General features: G+C 33.9%; 19 protein-coding genes. 15 read left to right on the top strand and 4 right to left on the bottom strand.

Annotated features, from left to right (window positions below; all coding sequences use genetic code 11):
- Window positions 1-216 precede the first annotated feature (216 nt).
- The 10 genes from D9R05_RS03665 (at window position 217) to D9R05_RS03620 (ending at window position 13,267) form a co-directional block, all read left to right on the top strand.
- Window positions 217-1,374, top strand: a complete 1,158-nt coding sequence (locus D9R05_RS03665) for a beta-ketoacyl synthase N-terminal-like domain-containing protein (RefSeq protein WP_121665882.1) — start codon at window positions 217-219, stop codon at window positions 1,372-1,374.
- 92 nt (window positions 1,375-1,466) lie between these two features.
- Complete coding sequence (gene bioB, locus D9R05_RS03660) at window positions 1,467-2,552, top strand: biotin synthase BioB (protein ID WP_121665881.1); 1,086 nt, start codon at window positions 1,467-1,469, stop codon at window positions 2,550-2,552.
- A 145-nt stretch (window positions 2,553-2,697) separates the two neighbouring features.
- Window positions 2,698-3,345: a tetratricopeptide repeat protein gene (locus D9R05_RS03655; protein ID WP_121665880.1), complete on the top strand. Its 648-nt coding sequence runs from the start codon at window positions 2,698-2,700 to the stop codon at window positions 3,343-3,345.
- A gap of 90 nt (window positions 3,346-3,435) precedes the next feature.
- Window positions 3,436-4,320, top strand: a complete 885-nt coding sequence (locus D9R05_RS03650) for a helix-turn-helix transcriptional regulator (protein WP_121665879.1) — start codon at window positions 3,436-3,438, stop codon at window positions 4,318-4,320.
- Between the two features lie 152 nt (window positions 4,321-4,472).
- Window positions 4,473-6,281, top strand: coding sequence for a LamG-like jellyroll fold domain-containing protein (locus tag D9R05_RS03645; RefSeq protein WP_121665878.1), 1,809 nt, complete (start codon window positions 4,473-4,475; stop codon window positions 6,279-6,281).
- Between the two features lie 132 nt (window positions 6,282-6,413).
- A complete protein-coding gene (locus D9R05_RS03640) occupies window positions 6,414-7,259 on the top strand; it encodes a cupin-like domain-containing protein (protein ID WP_121665877.1) in 846 nt (281 codons plus the stop codon).
- Between the two features lie 14 nt (window positions 7,260-7,273).
- On the top strand, window positions 7,274-8,158 hold the full coding sequence (locus tag D9R05_RS03635) for a cupin-like domain-containing protein (RefSeq protein ID WP_121665876.1): 885 nt from the start codon (window positions 7,274-7,276) through the stop codon (window positions 8,156-8,158).
- Window positions 8,159-8,290: 132 nt separating this feature from the next.
- Window positions 8,291-10,684 carry a TonB-dependent receptor gene (locus tag D9R05_RS03630; RefSeq protein ID WP_205589266.1) on the top strand — a complete coding sequence of 798 codons (2,394 nt, stop codon included), beginning with the start codon at window positions 8,291-8,293 and terminating at the stop codon, window positions 10,682-10,684.
- A gap of 24 nt (window positions 10,685-10,708) precedes the next feature.
- Window positions 10,709-11,917, top strand: a complete 1,209-nt coding sequence (locus D9R05_RS03625) for a DUF4374 domain-containing protein (protein ID WP_121665875.1) — start codon at window positions 10,709-10,711, stop codon at window positions 11,915-11,917.
- A 165-nt stretch (window positions 11,918-12,082) separates the two neighbouring features.
- A complete protein-coding gene (locus D9R05_RS03620; protein ID WP_121665874.1) occupies window positions 12,083-13,267 on the top strand; it encodes a PepSY-associated TM helix domain-containing protein in 1,185 nt (394 codons plus the stop codon).
- Here D9R05_RS03620 and D9R05_RS03615 read toward each other — a convergent pair.
- From D9R05_RS03615 to D9R05_RS03605, 3 genes are all read right to left on the bottom strand, one after another.
- A complete protein-coding gene (locus tag D9R05_RS03615) occupies window positions 13,264-13,734 on the bottom strand; it encodes a regulatory protein RecX (RefSeq protein WP_121665873.1) in 471 nt (156 codons plus the stop codon). The two genes, D9R05_RS03620 and D9R05_RS03615, sit on opposite strands and share 4 nt — an antisense overlap.
- 63 nt (window positions 13,735-13,797) lie before the next feature.
- Window positions 13,798-15,336: an Rne/Rng family ribonuclease gene (locus D9R05_RS03610; protein WP_121666205.1), complete on the bottom strand. Its 1,539-nt coding sequence runs from the start codon at window positions 15,334-15,336 to the stop codon at window positions 13,798-13,800.
- A 284-nt stretch (window positions 15,337-15,620) separates the two neighbouring features.
- The gene (locus D9R05_RS03605; protein WP_121665872.1) at window positions 15,621-15,911 is read right to left on the bottom strand and encodes an HU family DNA-binding protein; all 291 of its coding nucleotides are present in this window, start codon (window positions 15,909-15,911) and stop codon (window positions 15,621-15,623) included.
- Window positions 15,912-16,047: 136 nt separating this feature from the next.
- Here D9R05_RS03605 and mutY point away from each other — a divergent pair, with 136 nt between their 5' ends.
- The 5 genes from mutY (at window position 16,048) to D9R05_RS03580 (ending at window position 20,533) form a co-directional block, all read left to right on the top strand.
- Window positions 16,048-17,109 carry an A/G-specific adenine glycosylase gene (gene mutY, locus D9R05_RS03600; protein WP_121665871.1) on the top strand — a complete coding sequence of 354 codons (1,062 nt, stop codon included), beginning with the start codon at window positions 16,048-16,050 and terminating at the stop codon, window positions 17,107-17,109.
- 40 nt (window positions 17,110-17,149) lie between these two features.
- Window positions 17,150-17,632 carry a single-stranded DNA-binding protein gene (locus D9R05_RS03595; RefSeq protein ID WP_121666204.1) on the top strand — a complete coding sequence of 161 codons (483 nt, stop codon included), beginning with the start codon at window positions 17,150-17,152 and terminating at the stop codon, window positions 17,630-17,632.
- An 18-nt stretch (window positions 17,633-17,650) separates the two neighbouring features.
- Window positions 17,651-18,985 carry a gliding motility-associated protein GldE gene (locus D9R05_RS03590; RefSeq protein WP_121665870.1) on the top strand — a complete coding sequence of 445 codons (1,335 nt, stop codon included), beginning with the start codon at window positions 17,651-17,653 and terminating at the stop codon, window positions 18,983-18,985.
- The gene (gene gldD, locus D9R05_RS03585) at window positions 18,982-19,539 is read left to right on the top strand and encodes a gliding motility lipoprotein GldD (RefSeq protein ID WP_121665869.1); all 558 of its coding nucleotides are present in this window, start codon (window positions 18,982-18,984) and stop codon (window positions 19,537-19,539) included. The genes D9R05_RS03590 and gldD overlap by 4 nt, the downstream gene beginning before the upstream one ends.
- Before the next feature lie 97 nt (window positions 19,540-19,636).
- Entirely contained in the window at window positions 19,637-20,533 is an 897-nt protein-coding gene (locus D9R05_RS03580) for a DMT family transporter (RefSeq protein WP_121665868.1), read from the top strand.
- A 32-nt stretch (window positions 20,534-20,565) separates the two neighbouring features.
- Here D9R05_RS03580 and D9R05_RS03575 read toward each other — a convergent pair whose 3' ends face one another.
- Window positions 20,566-22,632, bottom strand: coding sequence for a M16 family metallopeptidase (locus tag D9R05_RS03575; RefSeq protein ID WP_121665867.1), 2,067 nt, complete (start codon window positions 22,630-22,632; stop codon window positions 20,566-20,568).
- Window positions 22,633-22,644: the final 12 nt, after the last annotated feature.

Here is a 22,644-nt window from a genome sequence, read left to right as displayed (position 1 = left end):
GCCTGTAAGTTTGAACAATTATACGGCTTAATGCTAATTAAATAAAAAATTAATTGTTTTTTAATAAATTTATTGAGATATTAGTATTATCATATGTTTATATGAAGGGTTATTGAAAATTAGGTATGGGGTAACCTAATTTTTTCTAAGAAACTCCGGTTTTTTTCCGGAGTTTTTTTTGTGGATTTAAGTTCAGATATTTGCCAAAAAAAATAGATGCCCATCAACCCAATAGCTATTGTCTCGTCTGGCTCGATTTCTGCTTTAGGAACTTCAAAAAAGAGTGTATGGAAAAATTACCTCTCAGGAAAATCACTTTTTTCAAAAGTTCCATTTCAGGATGAGGAAGTTTATGTTAGCAAAATCACAGAAGAGGATCGTAAAGAAATTATAAGTCTACAGGCTGAAAATCAAAAATACCACCAAATAGATGATACAGTCTTAAATGCAATTTTTTCAGCTAGAAAGGCTATAAAAAAAGCAGGATGGGAGAAAGAAACAGTGGGTGTTAATATAGGATCATCAAGAGGAGCAACTGCGTTGTTTGAAAAATATCATCAAGAATTTCTAAGCAAAAAAGTATCTTCAACTTTAGCTTCGCCAAGCACAACACTTGGTAATATCTCTTCTTGGGTTATGCAAGACTTAGGAATTGAGGGTGTAGCTTTAAGTCATTCTATAACGTGTTCTACAGCGCTTCATTCGGTGTTGAACGCAGTGGCTTGGTTAGAAAGTGGCATGAGTAAAAAGTTTTTAGTGGGCGGTTCAGAAGCACCACTAACACCGTTTACAATTGCTCAAATGAAAGCATTAAAATTGTATGCGCCTATTGGAAAAACCGATTTTCCGAACCGAAGTATGGATTTTTCTAAAGATAAAAATACCATGATTTTAGGGGAAGCTGCAGCAAGTTTTTGTTTAGAAAAAACTACTGAAAAAAATAAAGGCTTAAAAATAATAGGTTACGGATTTGGTTCAGAAAAATTAAAGCACAGTGTTTCTATTTCTTCCGATGCGCAATGTTTACAGACTTCAATGCAAATGGCTCTAAAAAAAGCTGGCTTAAAACATGTTGATGCTATTGTGTTGCATGCTCCGGGAACTAAAAAAGGAGACACATCTGAGTTATCGGCTATTAAACAAGTTTTTCCGGAGGAATTACCCGCATTAACTTCAAATAAATTTTATATTGGTCATAGTTTTGGAGCTTCAGGCGCGATGAGTTTAGAAATGGCAATGTTGATGTTAGAAGAACAACATTTCATTGAAAATCCGTTTTATAGCAATAAAAATATACCCAAACAATTAAACACAATTATGGTGAACGCAGTTGGTTTTGGTGGTAATGCGGTGAGTGTAATTGTTTCACGTTAAAAACACTGTTCATTAGTATTATAAAAAGTTGGCTCAAGATCACCGATGTATGCTTGGCTTTTATTATTTTTGGCATTTAAGCGATAAGAAATATGGAAATTAGACATAACTGGACGCAGGAAGAAATATTAGAAATTTACAATAAACCTTTTATGGAATTGTTGTACGAAGCGGCAACGGTTCATAGAAAGCATCACGACCCAAATACGGTTCAAGTCTCTACTTTATTATCTATAAAAACAGGCGGTTGTCCCGAAGATTGTGGGTATTGTCCGCAAGCGGCACGTTATCACACAGATGTAGAAGGAAATGATTTAATGAGTGTGCAACAAGTAAAAGCACAAGCTTTGCGCGCAAAGTCTTCTGGAAGTTCTCGCGTATGTATGGGAGCGGCTTGGCGTAATGTAAAAGACGGACCTGAGTTTGATAATGTCTTAGAAATGGTAAGAACCATTAATAAGCTAGATATGGAAGTTTGTTGTACCTTAGGTATGGTTACAGAAAATCAAGCAAAACGTCTAGAAGAAGCAGGTTTGTATGCTTATAATCATAACTTAGATACTTCAGAAGAATATTATAAAGAAGTTATTTCTACACGTGGATATGAAGATCGTTTAGAAACTCTAAGTAACGTTAGAAAAACAAACGTAACTGTTTGTAGTGGTGGAATTATAGGAATGGGAGAAAGCAAAGAGGATCGCGCAGGAATGTTAGTTGCCTTGGCAAGACTAAATCCCCAACCGGAATCTGTGCCGATTAATGCTTTAGTACCAGTTGAGGGTACCCCTATGGAAGAGCAGCAAAAAGTTCCTATTTGGGATATGGTTAGAATGGTAGCAACTACAAGAATTGTTATGCCCGAAACACAAGTGCGTTTGTCTGCAGGGAGAACAGATATGAGTAAAGAAGGACAATCCATGTGTTTCTTTGCCGGAGCAAACTCAATTTTTGCTGGAGATAAATTATTAACAACCCCAAATCCTGATGTTTCTGAAGATATGCAACTTTTTAAAGAGTTGGGCTTAAATGTTCAAAAACCTTTTGAGAAGCATAGTCAGCGAGAAACAATAGAAGCCGAAGATTCTGTTCATCAGTCTTTAGGTGAAAAACCAAGATGGTCTAGACCGGGACACAAAATTGAAAAAAACTTAGAAGCGCAAGCAAAAAGAAAAGCTTAAAAAGCTTTAAAATTTAATAGAATACAAGAACCAAGTCAAACGGCTTGGTTTTTTTTTGGTTATAAAAATTGTAATTTGTTAGACCTTATTTTTCCGATTAACTTTAATTTTGATTATTTAGCTACTTTGGATACGTCTTTAGTTTATGAAAAAGCACTTATTTTTATTAATTTTTTTTCTAGGTAATTTTTGTTTCTCTCAAACTGAATTGAGCAGTCTTAAAGACAGTTTAAATTTTGCAGTTCAACCGGAAGTTAAAATTGATTTAAGAAAAAAAATAGCTTTAGAACTGAAATTAACAGATTGGGATAAAGCTATAAGTTACATTGAAACTGCAGAAGAAGAAGCTAAAGAAATAGCTGACCAAGAATTACTAGCCTCTGTTTACGTAACTACCGGTAAACTATATTACAGTAAAGATGTTATAGATGTAGCCTTGGAATATTATTTAAAGGCAGAAGGGATTTATAAAGAGTCGGGTAATTTATCAGAGCAAATGTCTCTTCAAAACAATTTGGCTATTATTTATGCAAGGCTTAATAATATAAAAAAGGCGACCTTTTATTTTGATAAAGTATTTCAGTATCATCAAGATTTCAAGACTAGGGATACGTTTAAATATGCCAGCATCTTAAATAATATGGGTACTTTATATTTAAAAGAAGACCTGGACTCTTCTTTAGTGTATTATAATCGCGCTTTAGACGTTAATCATTCAATTAAAAATCATATGCTTTATGCATATATCTATACTAATATTGGTAGAACAATTTATGAAAAGGATAGCACGTAAGCTACAATAGCAAAACAATATTATGACAAGGCAATTATCAATGCAGATAAAATAGAAAATAAACAAATTAAAGCCGTAGTTCAAGGCTATGTGTCCGATTTTTTTCTAAAAGAAAAAGAAAATGATTCGGCATTATTTTATGCAAAAAAAGCTGTACAAGAGCTGAAGAAAAATCCTTATACGCTTAACAATCAAGATGCAATTGAGGTAATTTACAAAGCGTATTTGAATAAAAAACAATATGATTCTGCAGCATCTTATTTTGAATTGTATAATGAGGTTAGAGATAGTGTTCAGCTGGAAAAACAAGCTATTAATGTAGAGCGCATAAAATTACAGCAAGAGTACAAGTCTAGATTAGCCGTACAGAAACTTGAAGTAGAAAAAGAAGAATCTAAATGGTTTATGATTATTCTAGGCTTACTTTGTGTATTGTTATTTTTGGCGATTATACTTATTAAATACCGAAATAAAATAGCATATAATAAAATAGAACAAGCTTTAATTCAGGAAAAAAATAAAGAATTAAACTCAAGTCTTGATCAAAAAAATAGCGAGTTAGTCGGTAAAACCATGATAGATGCTCATAAATCTAATATGGTTAAATCAATTATAGAAGATTTAAAGTTAATTAAGCGAAAAGCATCAAAAAAAGAAACGCAATTATTACTAAGCGAGGTTTTAAAAAAACTAGAACGAGATCTTAATCCCGATATATGGAAAGAATTTGAATTTAGTTTTAAACAAGTTCACCCATCTTTCTTTAATAAACTGGTGGAGAAACATCCTGAATTGAGCTCAAAAGAACGACGATTGTGCATCTTACTTTATTTAGATTTTTCAACAAAGGAAATTGTTAAATTAACAGGTGTTTCATATAAATCCGTAGAAAACTCAAGGACAAGATTGCGTAATAAACTTAATTTAACTAACAAAAAAATTAATATTTCTTCTTATTTAAGATCTGTAAAATAAAACATTTAACTAATTGTTAGCTAGTTTTTTAAATTCAAATGAGTGTTATTAATTTATAGTTGAGTGTTTAATATTTATTGATAAAAAATGTTTGTTGCATAATTAAATTATATTTATTTATACGAATAGTATAATAATTTAAAATAATTTTTATGAAAAAAACATTACTTAATTTTTATGTGTTAGTCTGTGCAATATTTGTAAGCAACTTTCTGTATGCACAAACCGGTTTACACTTTAGTGGCTCAGGAGATTATATTCAAACGACCTATTCTGGAGTGTTGTCCAACAATTCTCGAACTGTAGAAGCTTGGGTGAAAACAGAAAGTCTTAATAATGAACAAATTATTACAACTTGGGGAAATGAAAATGTAAACGGACAACGTTTTACTTTCCGGTTAAATGCATCTGGTACTAATGATGTTATTAGAGTAGAAATAAAAGGAGGAGGGTTTAACGGCACAATAAATGTTAACGATGGTCTTTGGCATCATGTTGCTGTAACTTACGATTCGAGCCTTAGCTCAGATAAATATAAGCTGTATGTTGATGGAGTTTTAGATACAGAAAATGATATTACTACTTCGTTAAACACGACGGTTAATACAGATATGATTATAGGTCGAAGAATAAATGCTTCATTTGGAGGCTTTTTCTCTGGAAGTATGGACGAGCTTCGTATTTGGGATATTGCTCTTACACAAACAGAAATTCAAAACAGTATGAATTCTGAAGCATGCCCGGGGGCATCTAATTTAGTAGCTTATTACAAATTTAATGATGGTATTGCCGGAGGTTCCAACACAAGTTTAACTTCTGTAAGCGATAGTTCAGGAAACGCTAACGATGGTACTCTTAATAATTTTAGTTTAACAGGATCTTCTTCAAACTTTGTCACAGGAGGTACTATTACTACTACTTTTGATGAAACGCTTTCAACAACAGCTACAGATATTACTGCTAATCAAGCAGGAGCTACTTACCAATGGGTAGATTGCGATAATGCGAATGCACCTATTACTGGGGAAACCTCACAAGCTTTTGCACCAACCGCTACCGGGAACTATGCTGTAGAAATCACAGATGGTACTTGTACTTATATTACTAACTGCGTAATGTTTACAGTGGCTAATTCTTGTGCTGCTCCAACTAATTTAACAGCGGCAAATGTAGATCATGAATCTGCAGAACTTAGTTGGACAGAAAATGGAACGGCAAGCGATTGGGAAGTTATGTATGGAGCTCCAGGTTTCGACCCAAATGGATCAAATGGAACCTCTATATTAGTTTCAGCAACTGCTCAAGAAACAATTGATAACTTAAGTAACGGAACAGTTTATGACGTTTATGTTCGTGCAGATTGCGGAAACAGTGATTTAAGTAATTGGTCTACTGTTGAAACGTTTACAACTTTAGCTCAAGATCCTTGTCCTGCAGTTACAGGTTTAACCGCCACTAATGTCACAGCAACTTCTGCTGATCTTACTTGGGTAGAAAATGGTACAGCTACGAGTTGGGTAGTAAAATATGGTGATCCTGGTTTTGATCCTGAAACTGAAGGACAACAGGTGTTAGATGACGATGGAACCTTAGGGGTTAGCTTAACCACTTTATCTGATGATACTACATATGAATTTAGAGTAAGTGCAGATTGCGGTGCTGGTGAAACAAGTGATTGGTCTGCAGCAGAATCATTCACAACAGAAGATTTATCGGTTATTAATGAGAACTTTAACAGTCTTAAGCTTTATCCAAATCCTGCAAAAGAAACTGTTTATTTTGAGTCTTCAGTCTTAGTAAATAAAATTACTATTTATAATACGCTTGGTCAAAAGGTAAAAGAAGCTACTCCAGAAACCTTAAAATCAAACTTAACAATTTCTAATTTAGAGCAAGGTGTTTACTTTGTAGAGGTTAAAATAAACACTAGTGCTAGAACTTATAAATTGATCAAACAATAAGCTGATTCGTTATTCATTTCTTATTTTTGATAAAAAGGCTGTCCAAATTTTGGGCGGCCTTTTTATTTCAACTAAAAAATTACAGTATTTTTGTTTTTATTAGTTGAAAAGTTGAAAGATTAATTCTACAAGATGAAGCTGAAGGAGATTGATTATAAAGAAAATATTGATGCAGCTGAGTTTATGACAAACTATGTCAATAAAAAGAAACCTTTGGTGTTAACGAAGCTTTCTGAAGATTGGCCTGCCGCAAAAAAATGGAATTTAGATTATTTTGCAGAAAAAGTAGGTGATGTGGTAGTTCCGCTTTATGATAGTGAGCCGGCTAAAGGTAATGAGAACTCTCGAAAACCTGCTATGCATTTAAGCATGCGTGAATATGTGAAATTATTAAAAAAAGGACCTACGGATTTACGAATATTCTTTTTTAATATTTTACAAAAGTGTCCGGAATTAACCAAAGATTTTAGTTATCCCGATATAGGATTAAAGTTTTTTAAAAAATTACCGGTGCTTTTTTTTGGAGGAGCAGGCGCACGCGTATTAACGCATTATGATGTGGATTTGGCCGATAATATGCACTTTAATTTATACGGAGAAAAGGAAGTGATTCTTTTTCCGCATAATCAAAAGAAGTACCTTTATCACGTGCCTTTTTCTATTGTAACAATAGAAGAAATAGAAATGGACCGACCGGATTTTATTAAATTTCCGGCATTAAAAAAGGCAGAAGGTTATCGTGTTCAATTAAATGCAGGTGAAACCCTATATATTCCTAGCGGCTATTGGCACTATATTCGGTATGTAAGTCCGAGTATTTCTATGACGCTTCGAGCCTTACCTAAAAGCGCTCCTAAACTTGCAAAAGTTTTTAAAAATATTGCTTTTATGATGACTTTTGATAATTTGATGAGAAAATTGCGCGGTCAAAAATGGATAGATTATAAAAATAAATTGGCTAAAAAACGCGCTCAATAAAAATAAGAAGAAGAATGAAGAATGTTAACGGATTATATGTTGAGGAAATTCCACGTGTAAAAACGATTAGCAAAAAACGATTTGTTGAAGAATTCGTGAAGCCACAAAAACCGTTAGTAATTGAAGAATTAACTAAGGATTGGGACGCTTATAACAAATGGAATTTAGATTATATACAAAAAAATGCAGGTAATAAAACGGTGCCTTTATTTGATAATCGACCGGCAAGTTCAGATTACAAAGTAAACGAGCCACATGCAGAAATGCGTATGGAAGACTATATTAAACTTCTGAAAACTGAACCCACCGATTTTAGAATCTTTTTATATTCCTTATTAAAGGAAGTTCCTGCCCTTCAGAAGGATTTTAATTATCCTGATATTGGTTTGAAATTTTTAAAACGATTACCTTTTTTATTTTTTGGTGGGCAAGATTCTAAAGTTTTTATGCACTACGATATTGATTATGCTAATATTATGCATTTTCATTTCCACGGAAAAAAACGCTGCTTAATTTATCCTCCATCACAAACACCTTATCTGTATAAAGTACCTCATGCCTTAATTTCCAGAGAGGATATCGATTTTTCGAATCCGAATTTTGATAAATGGCCGGCATTAAAAAAAGCAAAAGGTTTTGTAGCCGATCTCAACCATGGGGAAGCACTTTATATGCCCGAAGGCTATTGGCATTATATGCATTATAAAACCCCCGGCTTTTCTATGAGTTTACGTTCTATTCCTAAAAAACCTAAACATTTGGCAAAAGCCGCTTATAATGTATTTGTCATGCGTCATTTCGATAATTTTATGCGAAAACTAAAAGGGCAGAACTGGATCGATTATAAAGATGAAATGGCTTATAAAAATACTCATAGAAAAAATAACCTTCCATTATAGTATTAGCTTTAGTTAACTTGCATAACTAAAAATTAACATTCAAAGTGTAGAATTAGTCTAAATAAGTTTTTTCAAAGTAGAATTTTGTATTATTTTTGCGCCAGTTTAAAATAAATCTAAATTAATACTGGATTGCCAAAGCATACCCATTTATATCAACTTATTTTTAGCTTAGTCCTTATTTTACTTGCAGGCACTTTATATGGACAGCAAGCTAATGGTGCAACTGTAAGCGGTAAAATTAGTAGTGTTTCTGGAAATGCTATAGAAGGAGTCAATGTTGTTTTGGTAGGAGAAAATAAAGGAGTGGTAACGGGCAAGTCGGGCTATTATACCATATCTAATCTTGCAGAAGGAATCCATACCTTACAGATTAGCTATTTAGGATTTAAAACAATCACACACAAAATTCAATTAAACCCTAATCAAAATTTAGTAGTTGACTTTAAATTAGAAGATGCCCCTTTAGAAATGGGTGCTGTTCAATTAAATGGAAAATCTAAAGTCAGAAAGATCAATGAACAAGCCTATACGGTTACCTCTGTTTCTACAAAAGAACTTTTAAATAGTTCTCAAAATGCTCAACAGATTTTAGATCGCGTGCCTAGTGTTCGTGTGCTTCAAGAAGGTGGTTTGGGATCAGATTTTACATTTTCACTAAATGGTTTTAAGGGAAATCAAGTCAAGTTTTTTTTAAATGGAATTCCGATGGATAATTTTGGTTCTTCGTTTAATCTAAATAATATCCCGGTTAATTCTATTGAGCGAATAGATGTGTATAATGGTGTGGTTCCAATCTGGTTAGGTACAGACGCATTAGGTGGTGCGGTAAATATTATTACCAATCAAAAAGATGAATATTTAGACGTTTCTTATTCTTACGGTTCGTTTAATACTCATCAAGCTTCTGTAAATGGAGCCTATACAAATGATGAAACGGGCTTTACAGTTAGAGGAAATCTAAATTATAATTATTCTGATAATAATTATGATGTGTTGGTAGATGTAGAAGATGAATTGGGGAATTTACAGGATTCTAATGTTGAGATAGAGCGCTTTCATGATCAATATCAGTCGGCTTCAGCACAAATAGAAACAGGCTTTGTAGATAAAAATTTTGCAGATCAATTATTGTTTGGTGTAATTGCTTCTGAAGACGATAGCGAATTACAAACCGGTGCTACCATGGCCACCGTTTTTGGTGCGGTAAAAAGAGAAAGTCAATCAATTGTACCTTCCTTAAAATACAAGAAAAGAGATTTATTTGCAGAAGGATTAGATGTTAATGTAAACGCATCTTACAGTATAATCAAAACAAAAAATATAGATACGTTAACCGGATTCCGTTATAATTGGTATGGGGAGAAAATTGCAACAGGTTCGCAAACACAGGGTGAACAAGGAGAAGCGAATTTGTTAGAGTTAGAAGATAAACAATTCAGTAATCAGTTTAATCTAAGTTATCTATTTGATGAAAAACATTCTTTTTCGTTAAATCAGGCTTTCCAGTATTTTACGCGAGATGAGTTTGATCAGGTGAATACAGACGTAAATCAATATTTTCTACCGAAAAAATTAAGCAAAAATATAATTGGGCTTTCTTATAAATATAAGTTTAACGAGAAATGGACCACAACTATTTTTGGGAAAGCTTATTCGTTGAATGTAGAGACGAGTGAAGAAACCGGAAATAATATTGAATCTACGGAAGCTTCTAAAATATCCGATAATAATTTCGGTTATGGTATTGCAACTTCCTATTTTTTAACGCCAGCTTTACAAGTAAAAGCTTCTTTTGAAAATACCTTTCGCTTACCAACTGCAGAAGAGTTTTTTGGAAATGGATTAACCGTTTTGCCTAACCCTAATTTAAAACCGGAACAAGGTAAAAACTTCAATTTAGGAGCTTCTTACAATTTTCAAATTAACAATGACCATCAATTCGATGTAAGCGGTACATTTCTTTACCGAGATGCAAACGATCTTATTTATAATATTGTAACCGTGTCCGGTCCCACAACGACTAATGGAAATTTATCTAAAGTAAAAGCTCTAGGTGCTCAAGGATCTTTTGCATATCGCTACAAAGAAGTATTCAACTTAAGCGCCAATATTACGTATCAAGATATTACAGACGAAGCCGATTTAAGTTATAGCGATTATTTAGGTTATCAGCCTAATTTAAATAAAGGGGCTAGAATTCCGAATACGCCTTATCTATTTGGAAGTCTGGTCGCCGGATTGAATTTTAAAGATGTTTTCGCTGAAAAATCAAGATTGAATTTTAATTATTACTTCAATTTTACCGAAGAGTATTTTCTTTCTTCAGAAAGATTTGGTCGCGATGGAAAAGCAATTATTCCTAGGCAACTTTCGCATAGTTTAGAAGCGGTGTATAGTTTAGAAAACGGAAAATATAATATTTCAGTAGAATGTAGAAACGTAACCGATGAAGAACTCTATGATAATTTTAGACTTCAAAAACCGGGAAGAGCATTTTATGTAAAATTAAGATATAGTTTATAAATCAAATATTTAAAAAGTAGAAAAATGAATAAATTAATGATGAATTTAGGGAAGCTAATAGCTTTGTTTACAATCGTTTTTTCAATGATTGCGTGTAGTAGTGATGATGATTCAGGATCAGCAAATCAAGGTGATTATGCATTGTCATTAGCCATTCAGGGAAGTACAGGAGATTTTACCTATTACACAGTACCTTTTGAAGATGTAATGGAAGGAACTCTATCTGCAGCAGGTCAAGGAATTGAACAGCCGGGTTATTACGAATTTGTAAGTTACGATAACACGATTTATAGTCTAGGTGGTTTAGATAATGATAATGTTGTGGCAATATCACAAAATGCAGATGGTTCTTTAAATCAAACGGGCGATGTATCTTTCAATCAACAATTAGAAGATTTAGTTGAAGCAGACAATAATACTTTGGTTTCAGTTAGTATGTCTTCTTCATCAGATGTGTTGACGTTTAGAAAATTTAATACAAATTCAGTGACTGTTGCTGAAGAGAAAACCGTTCAGGTTTCAAATTTCACAGATTTAGTTGGTCCATCATATTCAGGAATGGTAATAAGAGATGATCATTTATTTTTGAGTTATTACATTTCAGATCCAAATACGTTTGATACAGATTATACAGACCAAGCGGAAGTTGCGGTTTTTTCTTACCCAGAATTAGAGTTTGAAAAAGTAATTACCGATAATCGTGTTGGGCCAATTGGTGGTTTTGGAGTAAACTCTGGATTGGTAGAAGATAATAGTGGAAATATCTATGCACTTTCACATTCAAATCCGGCAAACGGATTTAGTCAATCAACAAAGCCAAGCGGAATTTTAAGAATTGATGCAGGTGAAACAGAATTTAATGAGGATTACTTTTTCGATATAGAAAGTGCAAGCGGAGGTAACAATACTGCGCATTTAAAATACTTAGGAAACGGTAAAGCATTCGCTGAAATGAATGTTGTAGATAGAGATAGTCAAGAAAGATGGTCTGATGGTCCTTTACAATCAGCTGTGATCGACTTTGAAGAACAAACTGTAGATCTTATCCAAGGAGTTCCTGAGCATAGAGGAAACGGAAGAAAGTTGGCTGCACTTCAACAAGGAGATGATGTATATATGTGCGTTCCTGAAGAGGATGGAATTTATGTATATAGAATGGATACGGAGTCGCTTACCGCAACAAAAGGAGCAAAAGTAGAAGCTACTTTTGTGGCCGGTTTCTTTAAATTCTAAAACTTGAAGTAGATAAAGAGGCTGTCTAAAAAAATTAAAATGCGTCATTCTGAATTTATTTCAGAATCTCATATTACGGAAACACAAATAAATATGAGCACCTGAATCAAGTTCAGTTTGACAAAAGTAAACTTTTTAGACAGTCTTTTTTATACATTGATTAGCATGGCAAAACAAAAAAAGCAAAAGAAGAAAGCTAAAAAAAGCTCATTAAGAAAGCTTAATGACTGGCTGCATTTATGGTTAGGCTTAGCTTCAGGAATAATTGTTTTTATTGTCAGCCTAACAGGTTGTATCTATGCTTTTCAACAAGAAATAAAAGATTACCTGGAACCTTGGCGATTTGTAGAGGTTCAGGATCAAGATTTTGTACCACCAAGTCAATTGGTCGATACTGCTACCGCTTATATGCCGGGTGTAAAACCTTCAGGCTTGACCTACAGTAATAGAGAAGGTGCTGCGGCAGTAGGTTTTAATCAACGAATTGACGGCAAGCGTCATTTTACAGCGGTTTTTTTAAATCCCTATACGGGAGAATTCATAAAAAAACAACAACTTTTAGGAGGCGAAAATTTTGATTTTTTTCGCTTTGTAATAGATGGTCATCGTGCTTTATGGCTTCCTTATGATATTGGGAGACCTATTGTTGGGGTAGCAACTTTAATATTTCTGATTCTTTTAATTACGGGATTAGTGATGTGGTGGCCTAAAAATTGGAAAAAATCTAACCGAAAAAAGAGTTTTTCTATCAAATGGAAAGCAAAGTTTAAGCGTGTGAATTACGATTTGCATAATGTTTTAGGTTTTTACAGTTTATTGCTAGCTTTAGTGATCACTATTACAGGATTGGTTTGGAGTTTTGAGTGGTTTGATGACGGACTTTATTATGTTGCTTCCGGAGGAGAAGAAAAACCTGAACATAGTCATCCGCACTCCGATATTTCAAAAGCAAACCTTGTAGCAAACGATAGTGTTTCAGCCTTAGATAAAGCTTGGTATCTAACTAGAAAAAAAGAAATGGATGCCGGCGGATTTTATATGTCGCCTACAATTAGACATGAAGACGATGCTATTGAAATTGTTGCCTATCAAGATGCGGGCTCATTTTATAACCGAAACGAATATTTTTACGATCAATATACTTTAGAACGGTATAGAACTAAAGATGATACCTATGTTGAAGCAGATTTTGCAGATCAACTTTCCATGTTAAATTATGATGTGCACATAGGTGCGGTTTTTGGCTTTGCCGGTAAACTTTTGGCCTTTTTTATCAGTCTTATTTGTGCAAGTTTGCCAGTAACCGGGTTTTTAGTTTGGTGGAATAAAGGAAGAAAGTTGAAACCCTAATCTAACTCTTTTAGCTTTTCATAAACCAAATGACTCTCCCAACCTCGGTATAAAAGATAGTCTGCTACTTTTTTCTTTAATTTTAGGTGGTTTTTTTCGGGGGTATTTTTGACTTTTTTTTGAAAAAGTGTTTCAAAAGTTTGGTGATATTCTTCAGAAGATATTTCTGATAAGGCAGATTTAATATTGTATTTTGATATGTTTTTTTGTTTTAACTCACGTTGAATACGATATTTCCCCCATTTTTTAATTCTAAACTTTCCTCGTGCGAAGGCTTTGGCAAAGCGTTCTTCATTTAAAAAATTTTCTTTTAAAAGCTGGTAAATAATTTCTTGACGTGCTTCAGGGATCATGCGCATTTCGATAAGCTTTTGCTCTACTTCTTTATGGCAACGCTCTTGGTAAGCACAAAACTTCATGAGTTTTGCTGTAGCTTCTTTTACCGTATATGTTTTATAGGTTTTCAAGGGAATAAAAGTAAAAAAGAAAACCCCATTTAGAAAATTCTAAATGGGGTTTAGCTCATAATGTTAAATAATCACTTCGCCGTCTTGATCGTGAAAGTGATATTCAAGATACGTGTAAGCATCTCTTGGTAATACTTTTACCCAGCGCTTATGGTCTAAAAACCATTTGCTTCTAGGTGATGGAATACCTCGTGTTAAGAAGGCAGCTACAAAAGGATGTGCGCTAATGGACAGCTTTTTATAGTCTTTTTTAATAAGTTTTTGTAAGTCGGCATTTATCTTGTTTATTACAACAATTGGAGCTTCAATTTCTCCATCTCCATTGGGATTTTCCTCCCTTGTTTTAATATTCATTTCCGGTCTTACACGTTGTCTTGTAATTTGTATCAGTCCAAATTTTGTAGGCGGTAAAATTTTATGCTTGGCACGATCGTCACTCATTTCATCGCGAAGATGATTGTACAGTTTTTTTCTGTTTTCAGCGTCGTTCATATCAATAAAATCAACTACAATAATTCCGCCCATATCACGTAAACGTAATTGACGAGCCACTTCTGAGGCGCTAATTAAATTAACTTCTAAAGCGGTTTCTTCTTGATTTTTAGCTTTATTGCTACGATTACCACTATTTACATCGATAACATGCATTGCTTCTGTGTGCTCGATAACCAAATAGGCTCCTTTGCTCATAGAAACTGTTTTACCGAAAGCAGTTTTTATTTGCCGTTCTACTCCAAATTTTTCAAAAATTGGAACTTTTGACTGATATTTTTTTACAATTGACTCTTTTTCGGGTGAAATCTCACTCACGTAGTCTTTAATTTGCGAATAGAGTGCATCATCATCGGTACATATAGAAGTAAAACTATCGTTAAACATATCTCGCAATAGCGAGCTTGCTCGATTGAGTTCTCCTAATACTTTCGACGGATGTTGCGCTTTATTCAATTTCTTGCACATTCCTGTCCAACGACTCATTAGATTCTGTAAGTCTTTGTCCAGTTCTGCTACTTTTTTGCCTTTCGCTACGGTACGAACGATAACACCAAAACCTTTAGGTTTAATGCTTTTTACTAATCTCTTTAGGCGTTCTTTTTCTTTTTTGTCCTCAATTTTTTGCGAAATCGAAATGCGATCAGAAAAAGGAACAAGTACAACGTACCTTCCTGCAAAGGAGAGTTCACTGCTTATTCTTGGGCCTTTTGTAGAGATAGGTTCTTTTACAATTTGTACCAGTAACGATTGATTTGACTTTAAGACATCGGTAATACTTCCGTCTTTGTCAATTTCTTTTTCAAAAGGATAATCTTTTAATGAAAAATCCTTTAACTTACCTGTGCTTACACGTTTTACGAATTTCAATAAAGTAGACACTTTGGGCCCTAAGTCGTGATAGTGTAAAAAACCATCTTTCTCATAACCAACATTAACAAATGCGGCATTGAGCCCGGGAATAGCTTTTCTGATTTTGGCTAAAAATATATCGCCAACTGCAAAATTGCTATTATCGTTTTCTTTATGTAATTCTATTAGTTTTCCATCTTTTAATAAGGCAAAATCAACAGCAGAGGAATTTGATCTAATAATTAATTCTTTATCCATATCATTCCTGCTAATTAGATTTTTATCCATACCTACAAAAGGCAAGTATAGATGGATTAAACAAAATTTATCACAGGGTTTTTACTGCAAAAATCCTGAAGAAGTTTTGTTATAAAACTTCGTTGTCAATGAACATTTTAACTAAAAAAAGTAGTGTGAAAACTACTTTTTCTTGTGACGGTTAGCTCTTCTTCTTTTTTTACGCTTGTGCGTTGCTACCTTATGTCTTTTTCTTTTTTTACCACTTGGCATAAATAATAAATTTAAATATTAATAAATTCTTTTTACTTTACTTCTACGTTTGTCTTTACACCCTCAACAAAAACTTTTGCAGGTTTGAAAGCCGGAATGTTATGAGCAGGAATTTTTATGGTTGTGTTTTTTGAGATATTTCTTCCTGTTTTTTCTGCACGAGTTTTAATAATAAAACTTCCAAATCCTCTCAAGTAAACATTGTCTCCGCTTTCTAAAGAAGTTTTCACTTCTTCCATAAAGGTTTCAATAGTAGCCTGTACGTCTGCTTTCTCCATTCCTAATTTATCCGAAATGTTTGCTACGATATCTGCTTTCGTCATCTTACAATTTTTTTATTATATAGGGTTTATATTTTCAAGGGGGCAAATATACTAATTTAAAATTCAATAAATCAAGCCTAATCCTTTAAATAGTAACGCAATAAACTTTTAATATTGCAAATTAATAGTTATTTCTATGAAATTTCACAAAACGTTGTTAAACTGGTACTTAGCACATAAAAGAGATTTGCCATGGCGTAAAACCAATACGCCATACACTATTTGGTTGAGCGAAATTATGTTGCAGCAAACCAGAATTGCTCAAGGATTACCCTATTATCAGAAATTTATTGCCAATTTTCCGACAGTTTTTGATTTAGCTGAAGCTGATGAAGAACAAGTTTTAAAATTATGGCAAGGCTTGGGCTATTATTCTCGTGCAAGAAACTTGCATTTTACGGCAAATTATGTGGCAGAAGAACTAAACGGAGTTTTCCCGGATAATTACAACGACTTAAAAAAGTTAAAAGGCGTTGGAGATTATACCGCTGCGGCAATTGCTTCTATTTGTTATCAAGAACCAGTGGCGGTGGTAGATGGGAATGTGTACCGTGTTCTCTCGCGGTATATGGGAATTGAAACGCCTATAAATTCTACGGAAGGGGTAAAAGAATTTAAGGCTTTAGCGCAAAAAATGCTCTACAAAAAAGATCCTGCAAACTATAATCAAGCGTTAATGGAATTTGGAGCTTTGCATTGTAAGCCTAAAAATCCGCTTTGTGAAAGTTGTCCCTTTCAAAAAAAATGCGTGGCTTTTCAGCAAGGGAAAGTAGCATCTCTTCCGGTGAAATTAAAAAAAACAAAAGTGCGCACACGCCATTTTAATTACCTCGTTTTTTTTAACGACGATAAAACTTTGCTTCAAAAGAGAACAGGTAAAGGGATATGGGAAAACTTGTATGAATTTCCATTAGTAGAAACGGCAACAGAAATCCAGATGGAAGATTTCAGTAAACAATCGGCAGTAAAAAAAATCCTAAAAAATGAGCCTAAAAAAATTCAGTTATACAATAATAAACCGATAAAACACGTACTTTCGCATCAAAAGATATTTGCAAAATTTTGGGTGATAAAAGTTGATGATTTCCCTGATAATTTTTTAAAACCTGTTGTCAAGACAAACTTTTCTGCAATAGAAACTTATGCGGTTCCTGTTTTGTTAGAAAAATTTATTGACGCATTCGGTTTTAGCAAATAATTCTTTTTCCTTACATTTACTACACAAGAATAAAATAATTATGGCATCAGGAACATTAAATAAAGTTATGCTTATTGGGCATACGGGAGATGAAGTAAAAATGCATTATTTTGAAGGTGGCGGTTGCATTGGGAGATTTCCATTGGCCACAAATGAAGATTATGTAAATAAAACCACCGGAGAGCGAGTTAGCAACACCGAGTGGCATAATATTGTAGTGCGAAATAAAGCCGCAGAAATTTGCGAAAAATACCTTTCTAAGGGTGATAAGGTTTATATTGAAGGTAGAATAAAAACCAGAAAATGGCAAGATGATAAAGGCCTGGATCGCTATTCTACAGAAATTCAATGTTTAGAGTTTACCTTCTTAACACCAAAAGAGCAGAGCGGAACCGGCGCGCCAATGCCAAATCAAAATGCTCAAGCTAAGCAACAAGGAACTCCGTTGCAACAGAATACAGCGCAAGAACCGTCTGCTTCTTCATCTTTAGGAGAAGAAGAGGAAGATGATCTTCCATTTTAAAAACTAAAAAACCAACATTTGGACCCAGACCCTTCCAGTTTAGTTATTTTTTTAGCATTTGATTACTACCAAATTTTTGGAGTAATTATGCTTATGGTGCTATTAATTTTTTCTGCCTTAATTTCTGGTTCAGAAGTAGCGCTTTTTTCTTTAACTCCGGCAGACTTTGAAGTTGAAGACGGAAAAGTTTCTGCCAAACAACAAATTTTGGTTCGTCTTTTAGATCGACCAAAAAAATTATTGGCTACTATTTTAGTCGCAAATAATTTTGTAAATATAGCCGTAGTTTTATTATTCGAGTCGCTTTCTACACAATGGTTTAGCAATATAAATACCCGTTTAGATTTATACTTTTTCAGCTTAGATTTGGTGTTTCTTTTAAAAGTTGGATTGGCGACTTTCTTAATTTTATTGTTCGGAGAAATTCTTCCAAAAATTTATGCGAGCAGAAATAAAGTCTTGTTTTCGCATTTTATGGCTTACCCGCTCGGTTTTTTAGATAAAATTTTAAGCGGTTTCAGTTTACCGATGCGTTTTGTAACAGTGCTTATTCATAATCGCTTAGGGAAACAAAAATCTAATCTTTCTGTAGATCAGCTTTCGCAAGCCTTAGAATTAACCAGTGAAGAAGATACAACAAAAGAAGAGCAAAAAATTTTAAAAGGAATTGTGTCTTTTGGAAATACAGAAACTAAACAAGTTATGCGACCGCGGATGGATATTTTTGCGCTCAGCCTGACTGAAGATTATAAGGAAGTTTTAAAAGCCGTTGTAGAAAACGGTTATTCCAGAATTCCGGTGTACGAAGAAAGCATCGATAATATTCAAGGTATTTTATACATCAAAGACTTATTACCTTATTTAGAAGACAAGAATTTTAAATGGAATGAGTTGTTGCGAGAACCTTATTTTGTACCTGAAAATAAAAAGTTAGACGATTTGTTAAATGATTTTAAAGACAAAAAAAACCATTTAGCAATTGTGGTCGATGAATATGGTGGTACAAGCGGATTAATTTCCTTAGAAGATATTATTGAAGAAATTGTAGGAGATATAACCGATGAGTTTGACGATGAAGATTTAGTCTTTTCTAAACTAGATGAAAAAACGTTTGTATTTGAAGGAAAAACTTCCTTAAAAGATTTTTACAAGGTTACCAAAATTGAAGAAAGCCAAATAGAGATTTTTGAAGAACGAAAAGGAGAAGCCGAAACTTTAGCCGGATTTTTATTGGAAACTTCCGGTGGATTTCCACAAAAAAATGAAGTAATACAGGTTGAAAATTATACCTTTACCATAGAAGTTATTGATGATAAACGAATAAAACAAGTGAAATTCAGCATAGATTCATGAGAATATTTGTAAGCTTACTTTTTTGTTTTTTTCTACTGGCTTGCGAAGACGCTGCTAAGCCAAAACCTAAAGCTTATCTGGCTTTAGAGTATCCTGAGCCTAGCTACGATAAAATTAGTTCTAATTGTCCGTATACATTTCAAGTTAATAGAAATACTATTGTAAAACCAGGCAAAGCGGGTAATCCGTGTTGGTTAGATGTGGAATATCCAAATATGAAGGGTACAATATTCATTACCTATCAACCGGTGCGTAATAACCTTGAAAAACTATTAATAGACGCGCAAAAATTACCCTTAGAACATACCATAAAAGCAGACGAAATAGAAGGCGATACGTATATAAATAAAAGGCATGAGACTTACGGAACTTTCTATGAAGTAAAAGGCGATGCAGCTTCGCAAGCACAATTTTACTTAACCGATAGTACAACACATTTTTTAACCGGATCTATTTATTTTAGAGCAAAGCCAAATTTTGACTCTATAGTTCCTGCTGCAGCTTACTTGAAAGAAGACATTCGCCATTTGATGGAAACAGTGGAGTGGAAGTAATTTTTAAGCGTTGATTTCTTTGTTAATCTAATGGTAATCCTTTCGTTGATTTCATTTTTTAATCGGACTTTTGCATTTTTTAAAAAAAGATTTAAAAATGAAGCAAAGTCAGTTGAAGTGGGTTTACCTTGTTTGTTTAGCCTTAGTTTGGGGAAGTTCTTTTATTCTTATCAAAAAGGGCTTAGTAGGCTTAACGCCCATTCAATTAGGAGCATTACGAACTTTTTTGGCGGGACTTTTTTTAATAAGCATTGGTTCTAGAAGTGTTCGCAAAGTAAAAAAGCATCAATGGAAATGGGTTGCTATTTCGGGTTGCTTGGGAAGTTTTTTTCCGGCTTTTTTATTCGCTTTTGCCGAAACGCAAATCGATAGTGCTATTGTTTCTATTTTAAATTCTACGGTGCCCATCTTAGCTTTGATTGTAGGGATGTTATTTTTTAAGATTTCATCAAATTCAAATCAAGCACTTGGTGTTATTGTTGGACTAATAGGTTCGGTGGGTTTAATTTTAGCAGGCGCTAGTATTAATGAAAATCAAAATTATTGGTTTGCTTTATTGCCTTTAGCGGCTACTACAATGTATGCATTTAATGTGCATATTATTAAGCGCTATTTACAAGAAATTCCTGTGTTGGGCTTAACAACGGGTTCTTTTATTGTTTTGTTAATACCTTCGTTAATCGTTTTATATTTAAGTGGCTTTTTTGACTGGGATTATTTACAACAAGATGCCACGCAAATATCAATTGGTTTTATTGCTATTTTGGCGGTTGTGGGTACCGGAATAGCAAAAATATTATTTAACCGAATGGTGCAAATTTCTACCCCTGTTTTTTCAACTTCGGTTACCTATTTAATTCCTGTTGTGGCGTTGAGTTGGGGGATTTTAGATGGCGAATTATTTAACTGGTTACAAGCTTTATCGGGATTAGTAATTTTATTGGGTGTTTATTTTGCGAATAAGAAAAAGCGAAAAACAAAAAAACCGGTATGAAAACCGGCTTTTTTATTATTTGCAAGAAAATCTTATTGGAAATCAGCGTCGCTAACTCCTTCATTAATTTTTACTTCACTCATCTCGATCTCAATTTCTTGAGAGCCAAAAGACTGCGTCATAGTATGTGGAAACTTAACCCCATTTACTTCTTTGTAATTATCATATTTAGTTGATGTAGTCATGGTTTGTCCTCCTTGAGAAACAGTATTGCTTTCTTGAAGTTTTAAACCGCTTTCTACGCTATAATAAGATTTACTATTTTCTGAAGTTGAAACTGCATAAGCATCTTTTCCATCAACTTTTTCAATACCAGTAAGAGTTGCATCTTTTGGGGTTTCTAGTTCTGGAAATAAACCTGAACTTTTCTTAGCTAACTCAATTTGTTCTTCTGTGAAATCCATTTTTTGACCTTGACCTTCTGCATAACCAGTTTTACCATTAAAAACTTGTTTACTCATTACCATACCATTCATTTTGGTTGCTTGGTAAGACTTACCGTCTTTGGTTTGCTTAATCGTAAACGATAATGGCATACCTTGAACAGTAGCGCTTCCTTCCATCATAACTGTATTTACATCATCTATAGCTTTTTTGCCACCAATAGCTTTAATGTAATTGTTGTACACTGTTTCTACGGTTAGGCCTTCTGGTACGGCTTTATTATATTCCGGTTTTTCAACCTGGTTTCCTTTTCTGTCAAAATATAGTACCGGTACTTTTTTGCCATTAAGGCTAACGTTTTCTAACTTATCTGCAACTTCACTACCTTTACCGGCAACAACAATTTGCATCTTGTCAGTTTTAAAATATTTATTAGCTACACGCTGAATATCATCTGGCGTAACAGCGTTGATTTTTTGAAGAAAAGTTTCATAAAAATCTTCATCTAAATCATTAGTCTCAATGTTTAAGGCATAATTAGCAATAGTCGAAGGACTCTCTAAACGCAATACAAAATCTCCTGCAAATTTGTTTTTAGCATTATTTAAATCTTCAAATGCAACTTGCTCGTTTTTAATACGGTTGATTTCTTTTACGGCTTCAACAATTGCACTGTCGGTTACGGCATTACGCACACTTGCTGTTGCAGAAAATCTACTAGCATATTTGCTCGTACCGGTAGAAGATCTAGCTCCGTAAGTATACCCGTGCTCTTCACGTAAATTCATGTTTAAGTAACTTCCAAAGCTACCTCCTAAAATTTGGTTAGCAACTAATACAGGAAAGTAGTCATCATCATTCATTTGAAGGTCTACTGTATTCTGAATTCTCAATTCACTCTGTACGGCATTCGGTACATCTACAAAATCTATTTGCGTGTATTGAGCAGGAGCAACCTTTGGTAAATTAGCTGAAGGAGGTACATCTGCTGTCCAGCCCCCAAAATTTTCTTTGGCTAATTTTTTTACATCTCTGTATTTCACATCTCCAACCACTACTAGATAAGCGTTTTTAGGAGAAATAAAGTTGTTATAATATGCTTCAACATCTTGTAAGGTTACGTTCTTTACAGACTCTTCTGTTTCAAATTCACCAAAAGGATGATTTTTTCCGTAAGCTAATAATCGACTTACATTACCGGCAATAGCACTAGCACTTTTTTGATTGGTTTTTAAACCTTCAATAAGTCTATCTTTTTGTGTTTCAAACTCCTCTTGCGTGAACTTTGGTTGTAAAAGACCTTGTGCCATTAAACCAACGATTTCTGGAAAAAATTTAGAAAGTGAACTTGCATAAGCGCTTTCAGATCCATAGCCAACATTAGCTCCTAAAAAGTCTATGCGTTGGTTAAATTCATCTTTAGTCATTTTTTCAGTTCCGTTACCCATCATAGCGCTATATAGAGACGAAACGCCTATTTTATTACCTTCTGCATGCGGTTTGTTGTCTATGATAAGACTCATTCTGGCCCTTGGTAATTTGTGATTTTCAACTACCATTACTTTCAAGCCGTTGTCTAAAGTAAACGCTCTTGGTGTGCCAAGATTAATTTTTGGAGCCGGTCCTGGTTCCGGTTGCTTAGAGCGGTCTATTTGCGCTTGTGCGCCTACCACCATAAAGCAGAGTATGAATAGTGAAACTATTTTAGTTTTCATATTTAAAATTTT

The organism is Mesonia aquimarina (genome assembly GCF_003667275.1).
GTDB lineage: Bacteria > Bacteroidota > Bacteroidia > Flavobacteriales > Flavobacteriaceae > Mesonia > Mesonia aquimarina.
This window is presented reverse-complemented; position numbering and strand designations above follow the sequence as displayed.

Bases quoted from the DNA above. Each gene is read 5' to 3' on its own strand.
- D9R05_RS03610 (WP_121666205.1), bottom strand. From the start codon at position 15,336: ATGGATAAAGAATTAATTATTAGATCAAATTCCTCTGCTGTTGATTTT.
- D9R05_RS03640 (WP_121665877.1), top strand. From the start codon at position 6,414: ATGAAGCTGAAGGAGATTGATTATAAAGAAAATATTGATGCAGCTGAG.
- D9R05_RS03665 (WP_121665882.1), top strand. From the start codon at position 217: ATGCCCATCAACCCAATAGCTATTGTCTCGTCTGGCTCGATTTCTGCT.
- D9R05_RS03635 (WP_121665876.1), top strand. From the start codon at position 7,274: ATGAAGAATGTTAACGGATTATATGTTGAGGAAATTCCACGTGTAAAA.
- D9R05_RS03625 (WP_121665875.1), top strand. From the start codon at position 10,709: ATGAATAAATTAATGATGAATTTAGGGAAGCTAATAGCTTTGTTTACA.
- D9R05_RS03605 (WP_121665872.1), bottom strand. From the start codon at position 15,911: ATGACGAAAGCAGATATCGTAGCAAACATTTCGGATAAATTAGGAATG.
- D9R05_RS03620 (WP_121665874.1), top strand. From the start codon at position 12,083: ATGGCAAAACAAAAAAAGCAAAAGAAGAAAGCTAAAAAAAGCTCATTA.
- mutY (WP_121665871.1), top strand. From the start codon at position 16,048: ATGAAATTTCACAAAACGTTGTTAAACTGGTACTTAGCACATAAAAGA.
- D9R05_RS03575 (WP_121665867.1), bottom strand. From the start codon at position 22,632: ATGAAAACTAAAATAGTTTCACTATTCATACTCTGCTTTATGGTGGTA.
- D9R05_RS03595 (WP_121666204.1), top strand. From the start codon at position 17,150: ATGGCATCAGGAACATTAAATAAAGTTATGCTTATTGGGCATACGGGA.
- gldD (WP_121665869.1), top strand. From the start codon at position 18,982: ATGAGAATATTTGTAAGCTTACTTTTTTGTTTTTTTCTACTGGCTTGC.
- D9R05_RS03645 (WP_121665878.1), top strand. From the start codon at position 4,473: ATGAAAAAAACATTACTTAATTTTTATGTGTTAGTCTGTGCAATATTT.
- D9R05_RS03580 (WP_121665868.1), top strand. From the start codon at position 19,637: ATGAAGCAAAGTCAGTTGAAGTGGGTTTACCTTGTTTGTTTAGCCTTA.
- bioB (WP_121665881.1), top strand. From the start codon at position 1,467: ATGGAAATTAGACATAACTGGACGCAGGAAGAAATATTAGAAATTTAC.
- D9R05_RS03655 (WP_121665880.1), top strand. From the start codon at position 2,698: ATGAAAAAGCACTTATTTTTATTAATTTTTTTTCTAGGTAATTTTTGT.